The sequence below is a fragment of the Micromonospora rhizosphaerae genome (assembly GCF_900091465.1).
GTDB classification, from domain to species: Bacteria; Actinomycetota; Actinomycetes; order Mycobacteriales; family Micromonosporaceae; genus Micromonospora; species Micromonospora rhizosphaerae.
Window position 1 is genome coordinate 1,187,546 of the sequence record NZ_FMHV01000002.1, and the last position, 20,872, is coordinate 1,208,417.

22 protein-coding genes are annotated in these 20,872 nt (G+C 72.5%); 13 read left to right on the top strand and 9 right to left on the bottom strand.

Features of this window, described 5'->3' with window-relative positions:
- Window positions 1–39: 39 nt before the first annotated feature.
- Window positions 40–546 (bottom strand): GbsR/MarR family transcriptional regulator, encoded by a 507-nt coding sequence (locus tag GA0070624_RS05790; protein ID WP_091337304.1) that lies wholly within the window; start codon window positions 544–546, stop codon window positions 40–42.
- A 96-nt stretch (window positions 547–642) separates the two neighbouring features.
- On the opposite strand from GA0070624_RS05790, the gene GA0070624_RS05795 reads away from it, so the two are divergent.
- A complete protein-coding gene (locus tag GA0070624_RS05795; RefSeq protein WP_091337306.1) occupies window positions 643–1,551 on the top strand; it encodes an ABC transporter ATP-binding protein in 909 nt (302 codons plus the stop codon).
- A complete protein-coding gene (locus tag GA0070624_RS05800) occupies window positions 1,548–3,140 on the top strand; it encodes an ABC transporter permease (protein ID WP_091337307.1) in 1,593 nt (530 codons plus the stop codon). Before GA0070624_RS05795 ends, GA0070624_RS05800 begins: the two co-directional genes overlap by 4 nt.
- A gap of 160 nt (window positions 3,141–3,300) precedes the next feature.
- On the opposite strand, the gene GA0070624_RS05805 is transcribed toward GA0070624_RS05800, so the two are convergent.
- Window positions 3,301–3,633, bottom strand: a complete 333-nt coding sequence (locus tag GA0070624_RS05805; protein ID WP_091337309.1) for an STAS domain-containing protein — start codon at window positions 3,631–3,633, stop codon at window positions 3,301–3,303.
- A 165-nt stretch (window positions 3,634–3,798) separates the two neighbouring features.
- Between GA0070624_RS05805 and hemL the strand changes: the two genes are divergently transcribed.
- Genes hemL through ccsB form a run of 6 tightly spaced genes read left to right on the top strand, consistent with a single transcriptional unit; the run spans window position 3,799 to window position 9,856 of the window.
- Window positions 3,799–5,145 (top strand): glutamate-1-semialdehyde 2,1-aminomutase, encoded by a 1,347-nt coding sequence (gene hemL / locus GA0070624_RS05810; protein WP_091337311.1) that lies wholly within the window; start codon window positions 3,799–3,801, stop codon window positions 5,143–5,145.
- Entirely contained in the window at window positions 5,142–5,789 is a 648-nt protein-coding gene (locus GA0070624_RS05815) for a histidine phosphatase family protein (protein WP_091337313.1), read from the top strand. Before hemL ends, GA0070624_RS05815 begins: the two co-directional genes overlap by 4 nt.
- Complete coding sequence (locus GA0070624_RS05820; RefSeq protein ID WP_091337315.1) at window positions 5,789–6,361, top strand: TlpA family protein disulfide reductase; 573 nt, start codon at window positions 5,789–5,791, stop codon at window positions 6,359–6,361. The genes GA0070624_RS05815 and GA0070624_RS05820 overlap by 1 nt, the downstream gene beginning before the upstream one ends.
- Window positions 6,361–7,248 (top strand): cytochrome c biogenesis CcdA family protein, encoded by an 888-nt coding sequence (locus GA0070624_RS05825; protein ID WP_091337317.1) that lies wholly within the window; start codon window positions 6,361–6,363, stop codon window positions 7,246–7,248. Before GA0070624_RS05820 ends, GA0070624_RS05825 begins: the two co-directional genes overlap by 1 nt.
- Window positions 7,248–8,873, top strand: coding sequence for a cytochrome c biogenesis protein ResB (gene resB, locus GA0070624_RS05830; RefSeq protein WP_091337319.1), 1,626 nt, complete (start codon window positions 7,248–7,250; stop codon window positions 8,871–8,873). The genes GA0070624_RS05825 and resB overlap by 1 nt, the downstream gene beginning before the upstream one ends.
- Window positions 8,873–9,856, top strand: a complete 984-nt coding sequence (gene ccsB, locus GA0070624_RS05835; protein WP_091337321.1) for a c-type cytochrome biogenesis protein CcsB — start codon at window positions 8,873–8,875, stop codon at window positions 9,854–9,856. The genes resB and ccsB overlap by 1 nt, the downstream gene beginning before the upstream one ends.
- A 59-nt stretch (window positions 9,857–9,915) precedes the next feature.
- Here the strand turns inward: ccsB and GA0070624_RS05840 are convergent, their stop codons facing one another.
- Both GA0070624_RS05840 and GA0070624_RS05845 read right to left on the bottom strand, forming a co-directional pair.
- Window positions 9,916–11,271, bottom strand: a complete 1,356-nt coding sequence (locus GA0070624_RS05840; protein ID WP_091337322.1) for a hypothetical protein — start codon at window positions 11,269–11,271, stop codon at window positions 9,916–9,918.
- Between the two features lie 51 nt (window positions 11,272–11,322).
- Window positions 11,323–11,550 carry a hypothetical protein gene (locus GA0070624_RS05845; protein ID WP_091337324.1) on the bottom strand — a complete coding sequence of 76 codons (228 nt, stop codon included), beginning with the start codon at window positions 11,548–11,550 and terminating at the stop codon, window positions 11,323–11,325.
- Window positions 11,551–11,650: 100 nt separating this feature from the next.
- On the opposite strand from GA0070624_RS05845, the gene GA0070624_RS05850 reads away from it, so the two are divergent.
- On the top strand, window positions 11,651–13,132 hold the full coding sequence (locus GA0070624_RS05850; RefSeq protein WP_245718672.1) for an AAA family ATPase: 1,482 nt from the start codon (window positions 11,651–11,653) through the stop codon (window positions 13,130–13,132).
- A gap of 74 nt (window positions 13,133–13,206) precedes the next feature.
- Here GA0070624_RS05850 and GA0070624_RS05855 read toward each other — a convergent pair whose 3' ends face one another.
- From GA0070624_RS05855 to GA0070624_RS05865, 3 genes are all read right to left on the bottom strand, one after another.
- Window positions 13,207–14,199 carry a CU044_5270 family protein gene (locus GA0070624_RS05855; protein WP_091337328.1) on the bottom strand — a complete coding sequence of 331 codons (993 nt, stop codon included), beginning with the start codon at window positions 14,197–14,199 and terminating at the stop codon, window positions 13,207–13,209.
- Complete coding sequence (locus GA0070624_RS05860) at window positions 14,196–14,777, bottom strand: RNA polymerase sigma factor (protein WP_245718673.1); 582 nt, start codon at window positions 14,775–14,777, stop codon at window positions 14,196–14,198. The genes GA0070624_RS05855 and GA0070624_RS05860 overlap by 4 nt, the downstream gene beginning before the upstream one ends.
- A 125-nt stretch (window positions 14,778–14,902) precedes the next feature.
- Complete coding sequence (locus GA0070624_RS05865; RefSeq protein ID WP_091337332.1) at window positions 14,903–15,373, bottom strand: MarR family winged helix-turn-helix transcriptional regulator; 471 nt, start codon at window positions 15,371–15,373, stop codon at window positions 14,903–14,905.
- A 62-nt stretch (window positions 15,374–15,435) separates the two neighbouring features.
- On the opposite strand from GA0070624_RS05865, the gene GA0070624_RS05870 reads away from it, so the two are divergent.
- From GA0070624_RS05870 to mqnP, 3 genes are all read left to right on the top strand, one after another.
- Window positions 15,436–15,996 (top strand): carboxymuconolactone decarboxylase family protein, encoded by a 561-nt coding sequence (locus GA0070624_RS05870; protein WP_091337334.1) that lies wholly within the window; start codon window positions 15,436–15,438, stop codon window positions 15,994–15,996.
- Between the two features lie 125 nt (window positions 15,997–16,121).
- On the top strand, window positions 16,122–17,582 hold the full coding sequence (locus GA0070624_RS05875; protein ID WP_091337336.1) for a menaquinone biosynthesis decarboxylase: 1,461 nt from the start codon (window positions 16,122–16,124) through the stop codon (window positions 17,580–17,582).
- A complete protein-coding gene (gene mqnP, locus GA0070624_RS05880; RefSeq protein WP_091337337.1) occupies window positions 17,582–18,493 on the top strand; it encodes a menaquinone biosynthesis prenyltransferase MqnP in 912 nt (303 codons plus the stop codon). The genes GA0070624_RS05875 and mqnP overlap by 1 nt, the downstream gene beginning before the upstream one ends.
- Window positions 18,494–18,509: 16 nt before the next feature.
- On the opposite strand, the gene GA0070624_RS05885 is transcribed toward mqnP, so the two are convergent.
- On the bottom strand, window positions 18,510–19,514 hold the full coding sequence (locus GA0070624_RS05885; RefSeq protein WP_091337339.1) for a terpene synthase family protein: 1,005 nt from the start codon (window positions 19,512–19,514) through the stop codon (window positions 18,510–18,512).
- A gap of 166 nt (window positions 19,515–19,680) precedes the next feature.
- Between GA0070624_RS05885 and GA0070624_RS05890 the strand changes: the two genes are divergently transcribed.
- Window positions 19,681–20,310, top strand: a complete 630-nt coding sequence (locus GA0070624_RS05890; protein ID WP_091337341.1) for a UbiX family flavin prenyltransferase — start codon at window positions 19,681–19,683, stop codon at window positions 20,308–20,310.
- A gap of 63 nt (window positions 20,311–20,373) precedes the next feature.
- On the opposite strand, the gene GA0070624_RS05895 is transcribed toward GA0070624_RS05890, so the two are convergent.
- Window positions 20,374–20,640 (bottom strand): BldC family transcriptional regulator, encoded by a 267-nt coding sequence (locus GA0070624_RS05895; RefSeq protein ID WP_091337343.1) that lies wholly within the window; start codon window positions 20,638–20,640, stop codon window positions 20,374–20,376.
- Window positions 20,641–20,872 lie beyond the last annotated feature (232 nt).

Genomic DNA, 20,872 nt, shown 5'->3' on the forward strand with positions numbered 1-20,872 from the left:
AAGCCGCGCCCGCTTGACGACGATCTGCCGGCCGCCGGCTCAGCTCGCCTTGTCCGCGTGGCCGGTCGCCGCCCGCCGGGCCCGCCACCGCTCGCCGAGCGCGTCGATCTCCTCCTGTACGAAGAGGAAGAAGTCCCGCATCTCTGCCACCCGCTCCCCGGCCGGGGTGCCCCGCCCGGCCAGCGCGTCGACGCCGCCGGTGGCGATGTCGATGAAGTTCTTGTAGAGGCCGGTCTTGGTGATGGTGGCCTCGTACCAGGGGTTGTCCGGCATCCGGTAGTGGTCCCGCCGGGAGCCCTTGACCGGCTCGCGGACCAGCATGCCGAACTGGGTCAGGTAGCGGACCGCGCCGGAGACGGCGGCTGCGCTGACCCCGAGCCGCTCGCCGATCTCGGCGGCGGTCAGCGGGTCGTCCGCACTCATCACGGTGAAGAGCACCCGGCCGGCCATCCGGGGAAAGCCGACGTCCGCGAAGGCCATCGCCATACGCTCGACGAAGAGGTGGACCTCCTCGTCGTTCCGGGCCGGGCGGTGGTCGTCAGGCATCGGCGGTCGCTCCTCCCGTGAAAATGTCGTGAAAATGATGGTGCCTCAGATCTCACGGTCTTCACAAGTTTGTGAAGCGAGCGTAACTTCCGAAGCATGGAAACTCCAATTGAGGTGTCCGGCCTGGTCAAGACCTTCGGCCGGACCCGAGCTCTCGACGGACTCGACCTCACCGTCCGCGCCGGGGAGGTGCACGGCTTCCTGGGCCCCAACGGCGCCGGCAAGTCGACCACCATCCGCGTGCTGCTCGGTCTGCTGCGGGCGGACGCGGGGGCCGTCCGTCTGCTCGGCGGCGACCCCTGGCGGGACTCCGTCGCCCTGCACCGCCGCCTGGCGTACGTCCCCGGCGACGTCACCCTCTGGCCCAACCTCTCCGGCGGAGAGGTGATCGACCTGCTCGGCCGGATGCGCGGCGGGCTCGACCCGAAGCGCCGCGCCGAACTGCTGGAGTCGTTCGAGCTGGACCCGCGCAAGAAGGGGCGGACCTACTCCAAGGGCAACCGGCAGAAGGTCGGCCTGGTCGCCGCGCTCGCCTCCGACGTCGAGCTGCTCATCCTCGACGAGCCGACCTCCGGGCTCGACCCGTTGATGGAGGACGTCTTCCAGCACTGGGTCGGCCGAGCGAAGCGGGACGGGCGCACGGTGCTGCTCTCCAGCCACATCCTCGCCGAGGTCGAGGCGCTCTGCGACCGGGTGACGATCATCCGGAACGGCCGCAGTGTCGAGACCGGCACCCTCGATGAGCTCCGCCACCTGCACCGCACCTCGATCGACGCGGAGCTCACCGGTCCGCTGGACGGCCTGCTCGAACTCGCCGGAGTGCACGACCTGCGGCTCGACGGCAACCGGGTCCGCTTCGACGTGGACGGCCCGGCCCTTCCCGCCGCGCTACGCCGGCTCACCGAGATCGGGGTACGCAGCCTGGTCAGCAAGCCGCCGACGCTGGAGGAACTCTTCCTGCGGCACTACGAGGCCACCGGCGAGCCGGCCGAGGCGACCCGATGAGCACCCTCACCGGGACCCGCCACCTGGTCCGGCTGATCCTGCGCCGGGACCGCGTCCTGCTGCCGCTCTGGGTACTGGTGCTGTCCCTCCTGCCGATGACGTACGCCACCAGCTTCTTCGAGCTCTTCCCGACAGCCGCCGAGCGGGCCGCGTACGCCGCCGGCACCGCCCGGAACCCGTCGATCATCGCACTGCTCGGTCCGGTGTACGGGGACAGCGTCGGCGCGCTGACCGCCCAGCGCGGCGGGTTCCTCACCGTGATCATCGGGCTGTTCAGCCTGCTCACCGTCATCCGGCACACCCGCACCGAGGAGGAGGCCGGGCGCCGGGAACTGCTCGGCGGCAGCGTGCTCGGCCGGTACGCCGGCCTGACCGCCGCGCTGCTGGTGACGTACGCGGCGGACCTGCTGCTCGGCCTGCTCACCGCCGCCGGGCTGGCCTCCACCGGCCTGCCGGCGGGCGGATCCCTGGCGTACGGGCTCGCCGCGGCACTGGCCGGCGTGGCCTTCGCCACCGTGGGCGGGCTCGCCGCCCAGCTCACCGAGAGCGCCGGCGGCGCCCGGGGGATCGCAATCGGTGTGCTCGGGCTGGCCTTCGCGCTCCGGCTCGCCGGAGACGCCGCGGAGCGGGACTGGTTGAGCTGGCTGTCCCCGCTGGGCTGGGCCCCGCGCATCCGGGCGTACGAGGGCGAGCACTGGTGGGTGCTGCTGTTGCCGGTCGCGCTGAGCGTGCTGCTCGCCGCGGTCGCGTACCCGCTGTCGGTGCGGCGGGACCTCGGCGCCGGGCTGCTCCCGGCCCGGCTGGGGCCGGCCACCGCCAGGCGTGCCCTCTCCGGATCGTTCGGACTGGCCTGGCGCCTGCACCGGGGTCAGCTGCTCGGTTGGTCGGTCGGCTTCGGCCTGCTCGGGCTGATCCTCGGCGGGGCGGCGGAGGCCGCCGGCAAGTCGGTCGAGGGCAACCCGCAGCTGGAAGAGATCATGTCCCGAATCGGCGGCGCATCCGGGCTGGCCGAGGCGTACCTCGGCGCGACGTTGAGCCTGGCCGGGCTGGCCGCGGCCGGCTACGGGATCCAGGCGGCGCTGCGGATGCGGGCCGAGGAGACCGCCGGGCGGGCCGAGCCGCTGCTGGCGACCGGCGTACACCGGTCCGGCTGGCTCCTCTCGCACCTGGTGTTCGCCCTGCTCGGACCCGTGGTGGTGCTCGCCGTGACCGGCTCCGCCACCGGCCTGACCTACGGGATCAGCGTCCACGACGTGCCGGGCGAGCTGACCCGGATGATCGGCGCCGGGCTGGCGCAGGTGCCCGCGGCGTGGGTGCTGGCCGGCCTCGCGGTGCTGCTCTACGGGCTGCTGCCCCGGCTCGCCCCGGTGGCCTGGGCGGTGCTCGCGGTCTGCGTGCTGCTCGGCCAGCTCGGCGCGGTGCTGGAGTTGAGCCAGTGGCTGCTGGACGTCTCCCCGTTCACCCACACCCCCCAGGTGCTGAGTGACCACTGGAGCGCTACCCCGCTGCTGGTCCTGGCCGCCCTGGCCCTGCTGATGGCGCTCGCCGGCCTGACCGCCTTCCGCCGCCGCGACGTCCCCGTCACCTGACCCGGCCCTCTGCCCCCCGGCCCCGGCCCTGACCCGCTCCTGACCCGCGTTGATCATGAAGTTATTGCTGCCCGCCTCGGCGTGTCCTGGCAATAACTTCATGATCACCGGGGCGGGACCGGGCGGGACCGGGCGGGGCAGGGACGGGGTGGGGCGGGGGTCAGGGGGCGGTTTCGTTGCGGATCATCAGGGCCGAGCGGAGGCCGGTGATGTCGAGGACGCGGAGCAGGAAGTCGCCGACGTTGCTGAGCACCAGCAGGCTCTGCGAGTGGCTGGCCTTGCGGCTGAGCACGACGAGGGTGCCGAGGCCCTGGGAGTCGCAGAAGGTGACCCCGCCCAGGTCGAGCACGATGCGCGGCGGGGGTTCGGTCAGCACCTCGTTGACGACGGTCGACAGTTGGGTGGCCGTGAGCATGTCGATCTCACCGGCGAGACGAAGCACGGCCTCATCGCCCGTCCGCTGTACCGTGATGGACAGTTCGGCACGATCCACCCGGTCAGCCTATCGCGATCTCGACCACCGGGCCCGTCGAGCGGTCCCCCGACGCGCCTCGGCCCGGTGACCGCTGCGCTGCCCATGGGGCCGCGGGTGAGCCCGGTAACCCCGCTGCGGGGTGGGTGCCGATTCGCCGTCCGGCGCTGACACAATGGCGGCATCGTGACCGATAACTTTTCCGCCGGATCCGGCCGCTACCCGGCCGACGCGCCGGCCTCCGAGGCCCTGTTCGACCGCGCCAAGGCCCTCGTGCCCGGCGGGGTGAACTCCCCCGTGCGCGCGTTCCGCGCCGTGGGCGGCACCCCCCGCTTCATGGTCCGGGGGGAGGGTCCGTGGCTCTTCGACGCCGACGGCCGGCGCTACGTCGACCTGCTCTGCTCCTGGGGCCCGCTGATCCTCGGCCACGCCCACCCCGCGGTGGTCGAGGCGGTGCAGTCCGCCGCCGCGCACGGCACCAGCTTCGGTACCCCGACCCCCGGTGAGGTCGAGCTGGCCGCCGAGATCGTCGACCGCACTCCGGTCGAGCAGGTCCGGCTGGTCAACTCCGGCACCGAGGCGACCATGTCAGCCATCCGGCTGGCCCGGGGCTACACCGGTCGCGCCAAGATCATCAAGTTCTCCGGCTGCTACCACGGCCACTCCGACGGCCTGCTCGCCGCGGCGGGCTCCGGCGTCGCCACCTTCGGCCTGCCCGATTCCCCCGGGGTGACCGGCGCGGCGGCGAGCGACACCATCGTGCTGCCGTACAACGACGTCCGGGCCGTCGAGGAGGCCTTCGCGGCCGAGGGTCGGCACATCGCCGCGGTGATCACCGAGGCGGCCGCCGGCAACATGGGCGTGGTCGCCCCGCGCGACGGCTTCAACCAGCAGCTCGCCCGGATCGCGCACGCGCACGGCGCGCTGCTGATCGTCGACGAGGTGATGACCGGGTTCCGGGTCTCCCGCGCCGGCTGGCACGGCCTCGACGCCTGCGACGCCGACCTGTGGACGTACGGGAAGGTCATGGGCGGTGGCCTGCCCGCCGCCGCCTTCGGCGGGCGCGCGGAGATCATGGCGAAGCTCGCCCCGGCCGGCCCGGTCTACCAGGCCGGCACCCTCTCCGGTAATCCGCTGGCCTGCGCCGCCGGCCTGGCCACGCTGCGGCTCGCCGACGACGCGCTCTACCGCAAGCTCGACGAGACGGCCGCCGTCGTGGGCAAGCTCGCCGCCGACGCGTTGGCGGCCGCGGGCGTCCCGCACCTGCTGTCGTACGCGGGCAACATGTTCTCGATCTTCTTCACCGACGCCGACGTGCTCGACTACGACAGCGCGCGCACCCAGCAGGTGCCCGCGTTCAAGGCGTTCTTCCACGCGATGCTCGCCGCCGGCGTCTACCTGCCGCCGAGCGCGTTCGAGGCGTGGTTCGTGTCGGCGGCGCTGGACGACGCCGCCCTGGAGCAGATCGCCGCCGCCCTGCCGGGCGCGGCGACGGCGGCGGCAGCGGCGGGTCACGGGGGGCAGGGATCGTGAGCGAGACGGTCGTGCACGTGCTGCGGCACGGTGAGGTGTACAACCCGGACAAGATCCTCTACGGCCGGCTGCCCGGCTTCCGCCTCTCCGAGCTGGGCGTGCAGATGGCCAAGGCGGCCGCGCAGGCGCTCGCCGAGCGGAACGTCGTGCACGTGGTGGCCAGCCCGCTGGAGCGTGCCCAGCAGACCGGCGAGCCGATCGCCGCGCAGTTCGGCCTGCCGGTCGGGGTGGACGAGCGGCTGATCGAGAGCGCCAACTGGTTCGAGGGCAAGCGGGTCTCCCCGGGCGACGGCTCGTTCCGCGACCCGCGCAACTGGTGGGTGCTCCGCGACCCGGTGACCCCGTCCTGGGGCGAGGCGTACCGGGCGATCGCGGAGCGGATGTTCGCCGCCCTGCACGCCGCCCGGGTCGCCGCCGAGGGACGGGAGGCCGTGCTGGTCTCCCATCAGCTCCCGATCTGGACCCTGCGGCGGTACGTCGAGCGCAAGCGGCTCTGGCACGACCCGCGCAAGCGGCAGTGCGGGCTGGCCAGCCTCACCTCGTTCCACTTCGATGGGGCCAAGGTCGTCGGCATCGGGTACAGCGAGCCGGCCGCGCACCTCGTCGCGATCTCGCCGACCGCCCGGACGGCCAAGGGGGCCTGATGCCGTCCCGGAGGCCGATCGCCGCGCTGCTCGCCGCCGTCACCGCCGTGACCGCGCTGGTCGGCTGCTCCTCCGGGAGCGAGGAGAGCCGGTGCGCCAACAACGGCGGCATCATCGAGTGCGCCCCGGACCAGCGCTCGGCGGCTCCGAAGATCGCCGGTGAGCTGCTCACCGGCGGCAACTACGACGTCTCGCAGGCCCGCGGCCAGGTGGTCGTGCTCAACTTCTGGGGCTCCTGGTGCGCGCCCTGCCGGGCCGAGGCGGACGACCTGGAGGCGACCTACCAGGCCACCAAGGGCTCAGGGGTGACCTTCCTCGGCGTCAACGTCCAGGACAGCAAGGACAAGGCGGTCGCGTTCGAGGAGGGCCGGGTCACCTACCCGAGCCTCTTCGACCCGGCGAGCCGGCTGGCGCTGGCCCTGGACATCCCGCCGAACACGATCCCGGCCACCGTCGTGCTGGACCGGGACGGCCGGATCGCCACGGTTGTCCGGGCCGCGGTGAAGCAGGACGGCCTGCAGCCGATCGTCGAGCGGATCGCCGCGGAGCAGCCGGCGTCCGGGTCCCGCTGATGGGCGAGACGTTCCGCCAGGTCGCCGAGTCCGGGCCGCTGCTGCTGGCCATCGGCGCGGCGGCGCTCGCCGGCCTGGTCAGCTTCCTCTCCCCGTGCGTGCTGCCGCTGATGCCGGGCTACCTGTCGTACGTGACCGGCCTGGCCGGGGCCGACCTGGAGGGGCGCGCGCGGACCGAGGCGCGCCCGGCCGGCGACGGCGCGGGCGGGGCCGGAAGCGACCGCACGGCCGGCGGCGCGGCCGAGGCGCCGACCGGCGGTGGGGTGACCGTCGCGACGGGCGTCGTCGTCAGCCGGCCGACGGCCGCGGTCAAGGGGCGGGTGCTGGCCGGGACGCTGCTCTTCATCGCCGGCTTCACCCTGGTCTTCACCTCCACCGCGATCCTCTTCGCGGGGTTCGGCCGGATCTTCTTCGAGCACGAGCGGACGCTGGAGATCGTCATCGGCGCGCTGGTCGTGGTGCTCGGGCTGGGCTACCTCGGCGTGGTCCCCGGGATGCAGCGCGAACTCCGGATCCACCGGCTGCCCGCCGCCGGGCTGCTCGGCGCGCCGGTCCTCGGCGCGGTCTTCGCGCTCAGCTGGCTGCCGTGCACCGGCCCGACGCTCGGCGCGGTGCTCGGCATGGCCGCGGCCGGCGGTCGGACCGACCGGGCGGTGGTGCTGGCCGTGGCGTACTGCCTCGGGCTGGGGGTACCGTTCGTCGTCTTCGGGCTGGGCTTCCACCGCCTGCTCGGGGTCTTCCGCGCCGTCCGGCGCAACAGCCGCTGGGTAACCCGGATCGGCGGCGCCCTGCTCATCATGATCGGCCTGGCGCTGGTCACCGGCGGGTGGCAGAACTTCGTGATCTGGCTGCAGACGACCGTGGGCGTGGGCGAGGTGAGCATCTGATGACGACCGTGGACGACCGGCCGGCCGCTCCGCCCGCCGGGGCGCCCCGGCGCCGGGTCAACCCGGTGCTGGCCCTGCTGCGCAACTCGTGGCGCCAGCTCACCAGCATGCGTACCGCGCTGATCCTGCTCTTCCTGCTCGCGGTCGGCGCCATCCCCGGCTCCGTGCTGCCGCAGCGCGGCGTCAACCCGGAGAAGGTCAACCAGTACTTCGTCGACCATCCCGACCTGGCCCCGCGGCTGGATCGGATCGGGATGTTCGAGGTCTTCGGTTCGGTCTGGTTCTCCGCGATCTACCTGCTGCTCTTCACCTCGCTGGTCGGCTGCATCCTGCCCCGGATGCGCGACCACCTCCGGACGCTGCGCTCCCGCCCGCCGGCCGCGCCCAGGCGGCTGGACCGGCTGCCACAGCACGCGGTGCTGGAGGCCCCCGCCGCCGCCGACCCGGCGGCGATCGCCGCGGTGCTGCGCCGCCGCCGCTGGCGGGTCGAGGTACGCGGCAACGAGGTCTCCGCCGAGAAGGGCTACCTCAAGGAGACCGGCAACCTGCTCTTCCACACCTCGCTGGTCGCCGTCCTGCTCGGGGTCGCGCTCGGCTCCTGGTACGGCTGGCACGGCAACCGGCTGCTGGTGGCGGGCGAGGAGAACGCCTTCTGCAACACCCGTCAGCAGTACAGCGAGGCCGCGCTCGGCCCGCGCGTCGACAGCGCCGACCTGCCGCCGTTCTGCCTCACCCTGGACGACTTCGACGCCCGGTTCCTCCCGTCCGGGCAGCCGGCCAGCTTCTGGGCCACGGTGACGGTGGACGAGCCGGACGGGTCGAAGCGGACCGCCGGCTTCTCGGTCAACTCTCCGCTGCGGCTCGGCTCCGCCAACGTCTACCTGCTCGGCCACGGGTACGCCCCGATCCTGAAGTACACCGACCGGTACGGCCGCACCCAGACCAGCACGGTGCCGTTCCTGACCACCGGCGACACGAACCTCACCAGCGAGGGCGTGGCCGCCTTCCCGGACGCCAACGTCGACCCGAAGACCGGCAAGCGCGAGTCCGACCAGCAGGTGGCCTTCGACGGGCTCTACCTGCCGACCGCGCCGGACACCCCGCCCTTCGTGTCGTCCAGGTTCCCCACCGAGCGGAACCCGGCGGTGGTGCTGGTGGCGTACCGGGGCAACCTGGGGATGGATGCCGGCATCCCCGGCTCGGTCTACAAGCTGGACCAGCGCCAGGTGGCCAACGGCAAGCTCAAGCAGGTCGGCGACAAGAAGCTCGGGGTCGGCGAGAAATGGACACTGGACGACGGCAGCACCCTGGAGTTCCTCGGCACGAAGCCGTACGTCACGCTCTCGGTCCGGTACGCCCCCGGGCAGACGCTGATGCTCGGCGCCTGCGTGGTGCTGCTGGCCGGACTGATGGGCTCGCTCTTCGTCCGGCGGCGACGGGTCTGGTTCCGGGTGACCGCCCCGGACCCGGACGGCGGATCTCCGACGAGCGGTAGTAGCTTGGTGGAGGCCGGTGGGCTGCCGCGCACCGAGCATCCAGGGTTCGCCGACGAGTTCGCGCAGCTCGTCGCCGCGGTGAGCGACGACGGGCGGGCCGACAGGCCGGCGCGAGAAGGAGTCGAGTGATGTCCGCACTCTCCGACCAGCTGGTCACGTTCGCGATCCTGGCGTACCTGGTCGCGATGATCGGCCACGCCGTCGAGTACGCGCTGGGCAACGCCCGCGCGGTGTCCGCGCAGGCGGCACCGGCCCGGGAACTGGTCGGCGCGGGGGTCGGCGCCGCCGGTGGGACGATCGACGCCCCCGCCACGCCGGCCACCGGCGCGGCCCGGCGGAGCCGGTCGGCGGAGCGCGCCCGGCTGGCCGGGGCGATCGCCGCCTGGGTCACCGTGCTGGCCGCCGCGCTGCACCTCGGCGCGCTGGTCACCCGAGGCGGCGCCGCCGAGCGGATGCCCTGGGGCAACATGTACGAGTTCGTGCTGACGGTCACCTTCATCGGGACCGCGGCCTGGCTGGCGGTGCTCTGGCAGCGCCCCTCGCTGCGCCGGCTCGGGCTCTTCCTGACCCTGGTGATGGTGCTGCTGCTGGCCTTCGCCGAGCTGAAGCTCTACGTGCAGGTGACGCCGCTGATGCCGGCGCTGCAGTCGTACTGGTTCGTCATCCACGTGTCGACGATCGTCTTCGCCTCGGGCATCTTCCTGCTGGGCGTGGTGCCGGCGGTGGCGTACCTGATGCGGGCCGGCTGGGAGCAGGGCCGGCGCAGCTTCCCGTACACGCTGGCCCGCCGGCTGCCGGCGGCGGCCGGCCTGGAGCGGCTGACCTTCGCGCTGCACGCCTTCGCCTTCCCGATCTTCACGTTCGCGGTGATCGCCGGGGCGATCTGGGCCGAGGCGGCCTGGGGCCGGGCCTGGGGCTGGGACCCGAAGGAGACGTGGGCGTTCATCTCCTGGGTGGTGTACGCGGGCTACCTGCACGCCCGGGCCACCCCGAGCGTCAAGCGCAACGTGGCCACCTGGATCTCCGTGCTCGGCTTCCTCACCATGCTGATGAACCTGTTCGGGGTGAACTTCTTCTTCACCGGCCTGCACTCGTACGCCGGCATCAGCTGACCCCTGAAGCACCGACCGCCGGAAGCCCGGAGGCTTCCGGCGGTCGCGTCGTTTCAGGGTCAGCCGACGGTCACCGGGGCAATGTCGTTCGCCGGGTTGTCGTCGGTGCGCGGGTAGGGGCTCTGAAGGCGGACCTCGCCGGGTGCACCGGTCGGTCCGTCGATCCGCAGGTCGAAGGCGACCAGGAAGGTCTCGCCGGCCGCGAAGACCCCACCCGGCTTCGGGCAGTACCAGGTCGTCGAGACCTCGTCGCTCTCCTCGTCGCCCCACAGCCAGCAACCGGCCGGACTGCCGGTGACCGTGGTCCCAGCGGGCGGGGTGAAGACGAAGCGGGCGGCGTTGTCGCCGGAGATGGTGCCGTCCGGCACTCCCGGACCGTCGTTGCGCAGGCCGACCTGGACCCGGACGGTGTCGCCGACCGCACCCGTGGCGGACGCGCCGAGGGCCACGACGTCGAAGGCGCCGTGGATGTCGCGCAGGTAGTACTGGCCGGACGCGTACTGGTGGTCGGGGCCGATCACGTCCACCGGCTCGGCGGCCTGGCGCAGTCGCAGCGACTGGTCGGCGTCGCGCCGGCTGAACGTCACGCCCTCGGGGAGCGGCCCGGCGCTGTCGGCGGGCGCCACGCTCTGCACGATCCGCTTGTCGCCGACCGCCGCCGGGCCGACGGTCGTGGCGAACCCGCCCGGCACCTCGTAGCGGGCGCCCGGCGCGAGCAAGCCGCCGACCTTGCAGACCACGATCGTGCTGAGCTGATCTCTGGCACCGTACTGGCAGTTGCGGTAGGCGGCGGGCTCCAGGCCGACCGGGAAGCGGAAGGTGATCCGCAGGTCGTCGACCGGCTGGTCGCCGGCGCTGAGCACCGCCACCGGCATGGCCAGCCGGTCGCCGGTGTCGGCACCGTCGATGTACTCGTCGACCAGGTCGATGGCGTCCGGCCCGGCGTGCACCGTCACGGTGGCCTGCTGCGCCCAGGCGTCGAGGCCGTCGGCCAGCGGGGTGTAGCCGATAGTGCCGCTGGCGCCGTCAGCCGCGCCGGGCAGCGCGCGGAGGACGATCGGCACGTTCCCGTTGATGCCCCATTCGTCCTGTGTGGCGTCCGGCGGCATCGGGCAGGTGACGGTGCTCGCGCCGGTGACGCACCAGTCCGGGAAGGTCGCGGTGGCGACGCCGGCGAGGCCGGCCACGTCGAAGGTCGCCCGCGGACTGACCGCGTCGGCGCTGCTGCTGAGGTTGAACAGGGCGGTGCGGCCGGGTGCTCCCGACGCGCCGATGGTGGTGTCGCCGAGCCAGCCGCTGACCCAGCCGGGGCCGGTGTCGGCCGAGGCGGGGGCGGGCAGGGCGGCGACCGTGGTGAGCGCGGCCAGCGTGGCCGCACCGAGCCGGGTCGCGCGAGGGACGCGCAACGGTCTCATCGAACTCCTTGGGGAACGGGGGGACCGACCGGTTCGGTCGGCGCGCCGATCCTAAGGGGAGGTGCTGACGCGGGTGGTCCCCCTTCGCGGTGGTCGCCGGCTCAGGATGCCGTCGACGCGCAGGGTGATCTGATACGCCACCTCGGGCAGGTCGGCCAGGTCGAGTCGGTCGGCTCGCATGGCCAACTGGGCGTGCAGCTCCTTTGCGACCGCGTCCCGGATCTCCGCTTGGAGCGGGGAGAGCCCGTCGGGGTCGCCCACCACGTACGCGTCACTCATCCCCGTATCGTCTCGGCACGAGCCGTTCGTGTCGTGCTCCGCACTGCAAAACGTAGGACTACACTTCTAATAACTGTGGTTCTACGAAATGTGGTGGCAGGTGACCCAACTCGCGAAGCCGAAGGGGATCTTCGACCGGGAGCTCGAGTGGGCCGAGCTTGCCCGCTTCGCAGCCGACGACCGTCCGGGCGCGACCCTCGGGGTCGTCAGCGGTCGCCGCCGACAGGGCAAGACGTTGTTGCTCTACGAGCTGGCCCGGGCCAGCGGCGGGTTCTACTTCGGCGCCACCGAGGCAACGGCGACCGAGTCGCTCCGGCGGCTGGGCGAGGCGCTGGGCGCCTACACGGGTGCGCCGGGGCCGGTTCAGTTGGCCGACTGGAGCGCGGCGGTCGATGCCCTGCTCGCCCTGGGGCGGGAGCGCCGCGTGACTGTGGTCATCGATGAGTTCCCCTATCTGGTGCGCGCCGCCCGGGACCTCCCGTCGATCATCCAGCACGCGCTCACGCCGGGCAGGCCGGAACGTACGGAATCGCGAACACGTTTGCTGCTCTGCGGCTCGGCCCTGTCCTTCATGGGTGGCCTGCTCGCCGGCTCCGCCCCGTTGCGCGGGCGGGCCGGCCTGGAGCTGCCGGTGCAGCCACTGGACTACCGGGCCGCGGCAACGTTCTGGGGCATCGAGGATCCGTCGCTGGCGATCAAGGTGTTCGCCATTGTGGGTGGTACGCCGGCCTACCGGCGCGAATACGTTCAGGACGACGCGCCGACCGGCCCGGACGACTTCGACGGCTGGGTCGTGCGGACGGTACTCAACCCGGCGCGGCCGTTGTTCCGGGAAGCGCGCTACCTGCTTGCAGAGGACCCTGACCTGCGTGATGTCGCGCTTTACCACTCTGTGCTGGCGGCGGTTGCGGAGGGTAACGCCAGTCGTGGGGGGATCGCCGGTTACATCGGGCGGAAGGCGACCGACCTGCAACATCCGCTCACCGTGCTGGAGGACGCCGGCCTGTTGCTGCGAGAACCGGATCCGCTGCGAAGCGGACGCAGCAGCTACCGGATCACGGAACCGCTCATCACCTTCTATCAGGCCATCATGCGACCCGCCTGGACGGCGCTGGAACAGCGTCGTGGTGCGGACGTCTGGCGCAGGTCGCAGCGTCGGTACCTCAGCGCCGTCCTCGGTCCCCGCTTCGAGGACATCGTCCGGCAGTGGGCTATCCGTTTCGCCGACCCCGATGTCTTCGGCGGGATCGTCGCAGAGGCCAGCGCGGCAATCCTGACCGATCCGTCCAGTCGGACCAGTCACGAGATGGATCTCGTCGCGCTCGGTGAGCCGCCGCTCGGTGACGGACCGCGCCCGCTGCTCGCGATCGGTGAGGTGAAGTGGGGGCGCCGTCTGGGCGTACCGGATCTGGACCGGCTGAGGCGGGTGCGTGGCCTATTGCTCCGGCGACCCGGTGTGGACGCCGCCGGGGCGCGGCTGCTGCTGGCGAGCGCGGAGGGCTTCACCGACGATCTGCGGCGAACGGCGGCTGAACTGTCCGACACGGTCTTGGTCGATGTCGCGCGGCTCTACGCGAATTGAGGTCTTCGGCCCGCCTCTGCAGACGCCGACCCGCCGGGCAGGAGGACTCCGCCCGGCGGGTGGTGAGGTGGCCGTCAGGGAAGCTGGCCGGCCTGGTCGACCACCGCCACCTTCAGCACGGCGGTTGAGTTGATCGAGGTGCCGGCCTTGAGCCCGTACGCCTCCTGGGTCAGCACCTCGTGCTCGCCGAGGAACGCGTACGTCTTCCGGTCGAAGATGAGCTCGGCCCGGACACCCTGCACGTCGTCCCGGGCGAGGGCGACTCCGGCACGCCCGGCCTCGTCGGTGACGTCACCGACCACCCTTACGCCGGGGATCCGGGCGACCGCCTCGAAGACGGCGGCCAGCGACGCCGGCGAGAGGTACGCCTCCCGGATCAGGTCGCCGGCGGCGGTGAACGCCTCCTGGTCCCGCGGGTTCTTCGTCCCGTCCGCGCCGCGATACAGGTAGGCCAACATGCCGTCGGCGTCCGTGGGCAGGTCGGCGCGGTAACCCGGGGTGGGCGTGCACTCGACCTGCACAGCCTTGCCGTACTTCCGTTGGGTGCTCGTACCGTCCTGGCACCCCGGCAGGACCAGATTGTCCCGGCCGGAGGCCGGGTCGCCCTGCTCCCGCAGCAGCCCGTCCCGAGTGCCGTCGACGGAGAGCCACACCCGCCGGTGGGCCGGGCTGATCGTCACCCGTTCCGAACCGCCCTCGTGCACGCTCATCGTGACGGTGCGGGATTCGACGTAGATGAACTGGTCGGCGCGGACGGGCCGGGCAGGTTGACGTCTCGCCTGCGCGGCCGCGCTGGCGAGGATCCGCTCGGCGGCGGACGCGGTGGACACCGGGGTCCGCTCCCCGAAGGAGACCACCTGGGTGGCCAGCACGCCGACGGTCAGCGCGGCGGCGAGCCCGCCGACCGCCGCCAGCCGCCAGCCGAACCGGGGGCGCGCGAACCTGGCGGTGCGGCGGGCGGGCCGGGTCGCCTCGGTGAGGACCCGGTGCCGCAGGCGTGCCGGCGGGGTGGGGCCGGGCGGGTCGAGGGTACGGCCCAGATCGTCCAGCGTCTTCAGGTCGTTCATCGGTCCACCTCGGTGATGTCGGTCGGGTTGCTGTCGCCGAGCGCGGCGCGCAGCTTGCGGCGGGCGCGGTGCAGCCGGGAGCGCACCGTGCCGATCTTGATCTGGAGGGTCTCGGCCACCTCCTCGTAGCTGAGGTCGCTCCACGCGACTAGCAGCAGCACGTCCCGGTCTCCGGGGGAGAGCCGCCGCAGCGCCTCGGCGAGCGGCCGGCGGGTGGAGCGGGCGGTGACCGACGCGGCGACCCGGTCGGCGAAGCCTTCCGCGACGTCGTCGACACCGGCGCGTCCGAGCGCCCGCCACCGGGCCTCCTCGGCCCGCCGGTGCCGGGCGATCTCCCTGGTCAGGATGCCGAAGAACCAGGGGCGGGCGTCGGTCCGCGCCAGGTCGTACGAGCTGCGCCGGCGGAACGCGGCGAGGAAGGTGTCGGCGACGACGTCCTCGGCGAGTTCCGGCCCGACCCGCCGGTACGCGTACCGGTAGAGCTGCGCCGCGTACCGGTCGTAGAGCACGCCGAACTCCTCGGCGTCCCGGCGGGACGCCGCGATGGCCGTGGCGTCGCTGACGGCGCGGCCCGACACCACCGTCAGCACAGTGGTGCGGCTTGTCGGGGCTGACTCACGATGGACCTCCTGTCCGCTGGTGATCTGACACCCTGTCTCTCCGTGAGCGGGGTTCCGGGTTCACGCCGGGACGGGAGCGGTCCTCAGGGCCCGAGCCAACCGGAGACGTCGAGGCGGAAGAAGTTTGGCTCGGCGACCGTCCGCAGGTCGTCCTCCATCGCCGCGACGCGATCGGCGCCGAGCGTCGCCGCCCAGCGGTCGCGCAGCTGGTCGAACACGACCGCCGAACGGCGCAGACCGTCGAGGCCCCGCTCGGTCATCCGGACCAGCTTGCGGCGGGCGTCGGCGGGGTCGTCCGCACGTTCCAGGTAGCCGAGGGCGACCAGGCGGTCCACCGTCTTGCCGGCGGCCTGCTTCGAGACGCCGAGCCGCTGACCCAGCTCGGATGCGGTGGTGCCGTCGACGCCGACCGCCTGGAGGACGAAGCCGTGCGCGGGCCGCAGCTCCGGGTGCCCCTGTCGGGCCAGTTCGGCGTGCAGGTCGTCGATGAGCGTACGGAAGCCCGCGAGCAGCAGCAGGGGCAGCGCGAAGCCGGGGCGGTCAGGTGTTGGCATATTCGACAACCACATTTACTATCTGGTCAACCACGTTGACTATCGTATGCGAGAGGGTCGCCATGTCCCGACCGGTCTTCACCGCCCACACTCCCGACACCGCGCCCGCCGCCGCCCGGCCGACCATGACCGGGGTACGCCGGAAGCTCGGTCACCTGCCCACCGGGGTCGCCCTGATGGCCGAGTCCCCGGAGCTGCTCAAGGGCTTCCTCACCGCCAACGCCACCTTCGAGTCCACCGACCTCGACCCGGTCGAGCGGGAGGTGGTCGTGCTGACCGTCGCCACCCGCAACGAGTGCCACATCTGCGTGGCCATGCACACCGCCACGCTGACCTGGCACGGCGCCGATCCGGAGCTGATCGAGGCGCTGCGGGCCGGGGAGGAGCTGCCCGATGCGCGGCTGGAGGCGGTGCGCCGGTTCACCCTGGCCGTGCTCGACCACCGGGGCGCGGTGCCGGACGACGAGCTGAGCGCCTTCCTGGACGCCGGCTTCCGGCCCCGGCACGCCCTCGACGTGGTGCTCGGCGTCGGGACGTACACGATCTCGACCTTCGCGAACCGGCTCACCGACGCGCCGCTCGACCCGCCCCTGGTCGCGTACGCCTGGGAGCCGGCCGCCTGACCGTGCGCGGCATGCGGCATCGTGCGGCGTCCCAGCGCCGGAACGCCGCGACATGCCGCATCTCACGACGCGCGGCGGCCACCCGGCGTGGGCGGCCGAGTCGGGGGTGCGGGAGACTGGCTGCCATGGCGGCTCGTGGCTTCCCGTACACCGATCTCAAGGACTTCCTCGCGGCGCTGGAACGCGAGGGCGAGCTGCGGCGGGTGAGCGTCCCGGTCGACCCCACCCTGGAGATCAGCGAGGTGGTCACCCGGACCGTCCGCGCGGGCGGCCCGGCGCTGCTCTTCGAGCGGCCGACCCGGGGCGAGATGCCCGTCGCGATCAACCTCTTCGGCACCGAGAAGCGGATGGCGACGGCGCTGGGCGTCGACTCGCTGGACGAGATCGGCCAGCGGATCGGCGCGCTGATCAAGCCGGAGCTGCCGGTCGGCTGGTCCGGCATCCGCGAGGGCCTCGGCAAGGTCATGCAGCTCAAGTCGGTGCCGCCGCGCAAGGTGAAGACGGCGCCCTGCCAGCAGGTGGTGTACAAGGGGGACGACGTCGACCTGAACCGGCTGCCCGGGCTCCAGGTCTGGCCGGGCGACGGCGGGATCTTCCACAACTTCGGGCTGACCCACACCAAGCACCCCGAGACCGGCAAGCGCAACCTCGGGCTCTACCGGCTCCAGCAGCACAGCCGCAACACCCTCGGCATGCACTGGCAGATCCACAAGGACTCCACCGCCCACCACGCCGTCGCCGAGCGGCTCGGCCAGCGACTGCCGGTCGCGATCGCGATCGGCTGCGACCCGGTGGTCAGCTACGCGGCGAGCGCGCCGCTCCCCGGCGACATCGACGAGTACCTGTTCGCCGGCTTCCTGCGCGGCGAGCGGGTGGAGATGGTCGACTGCCTGACCGTGCCGCTGCAGGTGCCGGCGCACGCCCAGGTGGTGCTGGAGGGCTACCTGGAGCCCGGCGAGCGGCTGCCCGAGGGGCCGTTCGGCGACCACACCGGCTTCTACACGCCGGTCGAGCCGTTCCCGGTGCTGCACGTCGAGACGATGACCATGCAGCGCGACCCGGTCTACCACTCGATCGTCACCTCCAAGCCGCCGCAGGAGGACCACGGCCTGGGCAAGGCCACCGAGCGGATCTTCCAGCCGCTGCTCAAGCTGCTGATCCCGGACATCGTCGACTACGACCTGCCGGCCGCCGGGGTCTTCCACAACTGCGCGATCGTGTCGATCCGCAAGCGCTACCCGAAGCACGCGCAGAAGGTGATGAACGCGATCTGGGGCGCGCACCTGATGTCGCTGACCAAGCTGATCGTGATCGTCGACGAGGACTGCGACGTGCACGACTACAACGAGGTGGCGTTCCGCGCCTTCGGCAACGTCGACTACGCCCGGGATCTGCTGCTCACCGAGGGCCCGGTGGATCACCTGGACCACGCGTCGTACCAGCAGTTCTGGGGCGGTAAGGCGGGCATCGACGCGACCCGCAAGCTGCCGAGCGAGGGCTACACCCGGGGCTGGCCGGAGGAGATGTCGATGTCGCCCGAGGTGGTCTCGCTGGTCGACAAGCGCTGGAAGGAGTACGGGATCTGATGACCGCCGTCGTGGAGCCGGTCGAACGCCCGGGCCGGGTCAAGTCCTTCCTCAAGCTGGTCGCGATCGAGCACTCGGTCTTCGCGTTGCCGTTCGCGTACCTGTCGGCGTTGACGGCGATGCAGGCCAACGGTGGCCGGGTGCGCTGGGGGGACCTGCTGCTGATCACCGTGGCGATGGTCGGGGCGCGGACGTTCGCGATGGCCGCCAACCGGATCCTCGACCGGCGGATCGACGCGCGGAACCCGCGTACCGCCGGGCGGGAGCTGGTCACCGGGGCGGTGAGCCTGCGCACGGCCTGGACCGGCGCGGCGGTCGCCCTGGTGGTCTTCCTGGCCGCCGCCGCCCTGCTCAACCCGCTCTGCCTGGCGCTCGCCCCGCTCGCCGTGGTCCCGCTGGTCGTCTACCCGTACGGCAAGCGGTTCACCAACTGGCCGCACGCCATCCTGGCGCTCGCCCAGGCGGTCGGCCCGGTCGGCGCCTGGCTCGCGGTCACCGGCACCCTCGAGGGCTCCTGGCCGGCCTGGCTGCTCGGCGCGGCGGTGGGCCTCTGGATCGGTGGCTTCGACCTGATCTACGCCTGCCAGGACGCCGACGTCGACCGGCAGATCGGCGTGCACAGCGTGCCGGCCCGCTACGGGCGGCGCTTCGCGCTGCACACCTCCACCGTCGCGCACGTGGTGACCTTCGCGCTCTTCATCTGGTTCGGCGCGTTGGTCGGCTTCGGCTGGCTCTGGTGGATCGGGCTCGCGCTCACCGCGGTCGCCTTCGGCTACCAGCACCTCGTGGTCAGCCCCACCGATCTGAGCAGGGTCAACCGGGCCTTCTTCACCGCCAACGGCTTCGTCGGCATCGCGCTCTTCGTCTTCGCTCTGCTCGACCTGGTGATCCGCCTCGGCCTGCGCCCCTGAGCCGCCGGCGTGGTCGTCAAGAGGGAGCCCCTGCTCCAGCGGAGGCGTCAACAAGGGGCCCCTGCTCACCGACGGGGTAGCGGGGGCTCTCCAGCGTCCAGTCGACGGTGCCGCGGACCGCGTCGGCGATCCCGTCGAGGTGGGCGGTGACCGCCTCGTCCAGCGCCGGGCCGAACGACGGCACCGCCGCGCGGAGCGCCACGAACCGGCCCATCGCCGCCCGCCAGCGCTCGGCCACCAACTCCACCGCGGTCCGCACCGGCACGCCCCGCTCGGCGGCCACCGCCAGCACCAGGTTGTGGCCGCCGGCGGTGGCCCGGTCCCGCTCCAATGAGGCCAGGTCGTTGAACCAGGAGAGCAGGTCGTTGCCGAGGTCGGCGATCCGGCGCAGCGCGGGATGGTGATAGACCGGGTCGGGCAGCGGCCGGCCCGTCGCGAACTCGATCAACGGGTACGACACGTACGCCGCCGAGGTGGCCCGCCGCAGCTCGACGTACTCGTCGACCGCCGGCGCCCGGCCCGCGGCCCTGGCGACCGCCTCGCGCCAGACGCCGTCGAGATGGTGACCGACCGCGTCGGCGAACCGGAGCCGCCAGCGGGCCGGCATCCGCCGTCGCGGCTCCCGCCACGCCTGCACCAGCAGGCGGCGCAGCGGCCCGGAAAAGCCGGGATGGCGGACCCGCGGGCCTGCCCGGAGCAGGGCGAGCGCCCCGTCCCGCAGCGCGCGGATCTGCGGCGGGGTGAGCCGGCCCGGCCCGTCGCAGGCGTCGTCGACCAGGAAGAACCAGGTGAACAGGGCGGCCAGCGCGCGCAGGTCCGGCTCGGTCGCGTCCGCGTAGAGCCGGCCGGCGTACCGGGCGAAGCCGGCCCGGGCCAGCCGGTCCAGAGCGGCCGGGTCCAGCGGCAGGCCGAGCTGGAACAGGCGGTCGACCAGCCACTCCTGCACGGGATCCGCGTACGGGGAGAGCCGGGGCGGGATCGGGCAGTCGGACCGCAGCGATCGGAGCACGGCCTCCGTCATCACCGATCCCTTCCGATGTGGATCGCCGACGGCAGCATGGCAGGTCGGCCGGCCGGTCGATGCCCGGCGGGACAACGGGGTTGTCCCGGGACAATGCGGACCTTTCGGACCCGGCGCAAAGGGGGTGCCCGCCCGTCCGCCCCGGGGACCAGGCAGGCTTGACGGTATGCGCGAACCATGGGTGGTCGGCGTCTCCGGGGCCTCCGGCACGCCGTACGCGGCGGCCGTGATCCGGGGGCTGCTCGAGGCCGGCGAGGCGGTGGACCTGATCGTCTCCCGGGCCGCCCGGCTGACCATCCTCGACGAGACCAGCCGGCCCTTCCGGGACGGCCACTGGGCCGACGACCTGGCAGTCTGGCTGGGTCGCGAGTTGGCCGACGCCGACCTGCGGCACTGGTCCGCGGGCGACCTGGCGGCCGGGCCGAGCAGCGGCTCCTATCCGGTACGCGGGATGGCGGTGGTCCCGGCCAGCACCGCGGCCTGCGCAGGCATCGCGATCGGCCTTTCCAAGGACCTGTTGCAGCGGGCCGCCGAGGTCAACCTCAAGGAGCGGCGGCCGGTCGTGGTGGTGCCCCGGGAAACCCCGGTGACCCGCAGCCACCTGGAGCACCTCATCGCGCTGCACGACGCCGGTGCGGTGGTGCTGCCGGCCAGCCCGGGCTTCTACGGCGCAGGTGCGGCGGCCTCCGCGCAGCAACTGGTCGACTTCGTGGCCGGCAAGGTGCTGGACGCGCTCGGCGTACCGCACACGCTCTTCCGCCGCTGGTCCGGCGAGCTGGCCGCCGACCGTTCCTGACCTGTCGGGTCAACGGGACGCGGACCGGGCCTTGGGGCCGGCCCGCGTGCCGATAGACACCACTCAGTACATGCCGGCGTTGGCTGGTCCGGGGCCGGTCGAGGCAGTCGGGCCCATGTTGCGCGACTTGCCCATCTCCTCCCCCTCCTCCAGCATGCCCTCCCCCTCAAGCAGGGCCCGCACCTCGGATTCCCGAAACCGGCGATGCCCGCCTGGAGTCCGGATGCTGCCTATCCGGCCGGCCGCCGCCCATCTCGTCACAGTCTTCGGGTCAACCCGAAACAAGGCGGCAACTTCACCCGGTGTCAGCAGGCGATCTCCAGTGTCCACAGCCCCCTCCTCGCGTTCGACGAAGCCCCCGGCTGAACACACTGCCCCCGGCCGGTGCGAGCCCAGAGCCGTCATGAGGGACGTATGGCAATTACAGCACCAGCGACATGGCCTGTCCGCCAAACGCGAAAAACGCACTGAGTGGGAAGTTAGGAAATATTACGCCTGCCCGGCCCCCTTCACGACGAGTCCGCGAACAGATACGTGCTGTCATGTTCAACGGATGCCGAAT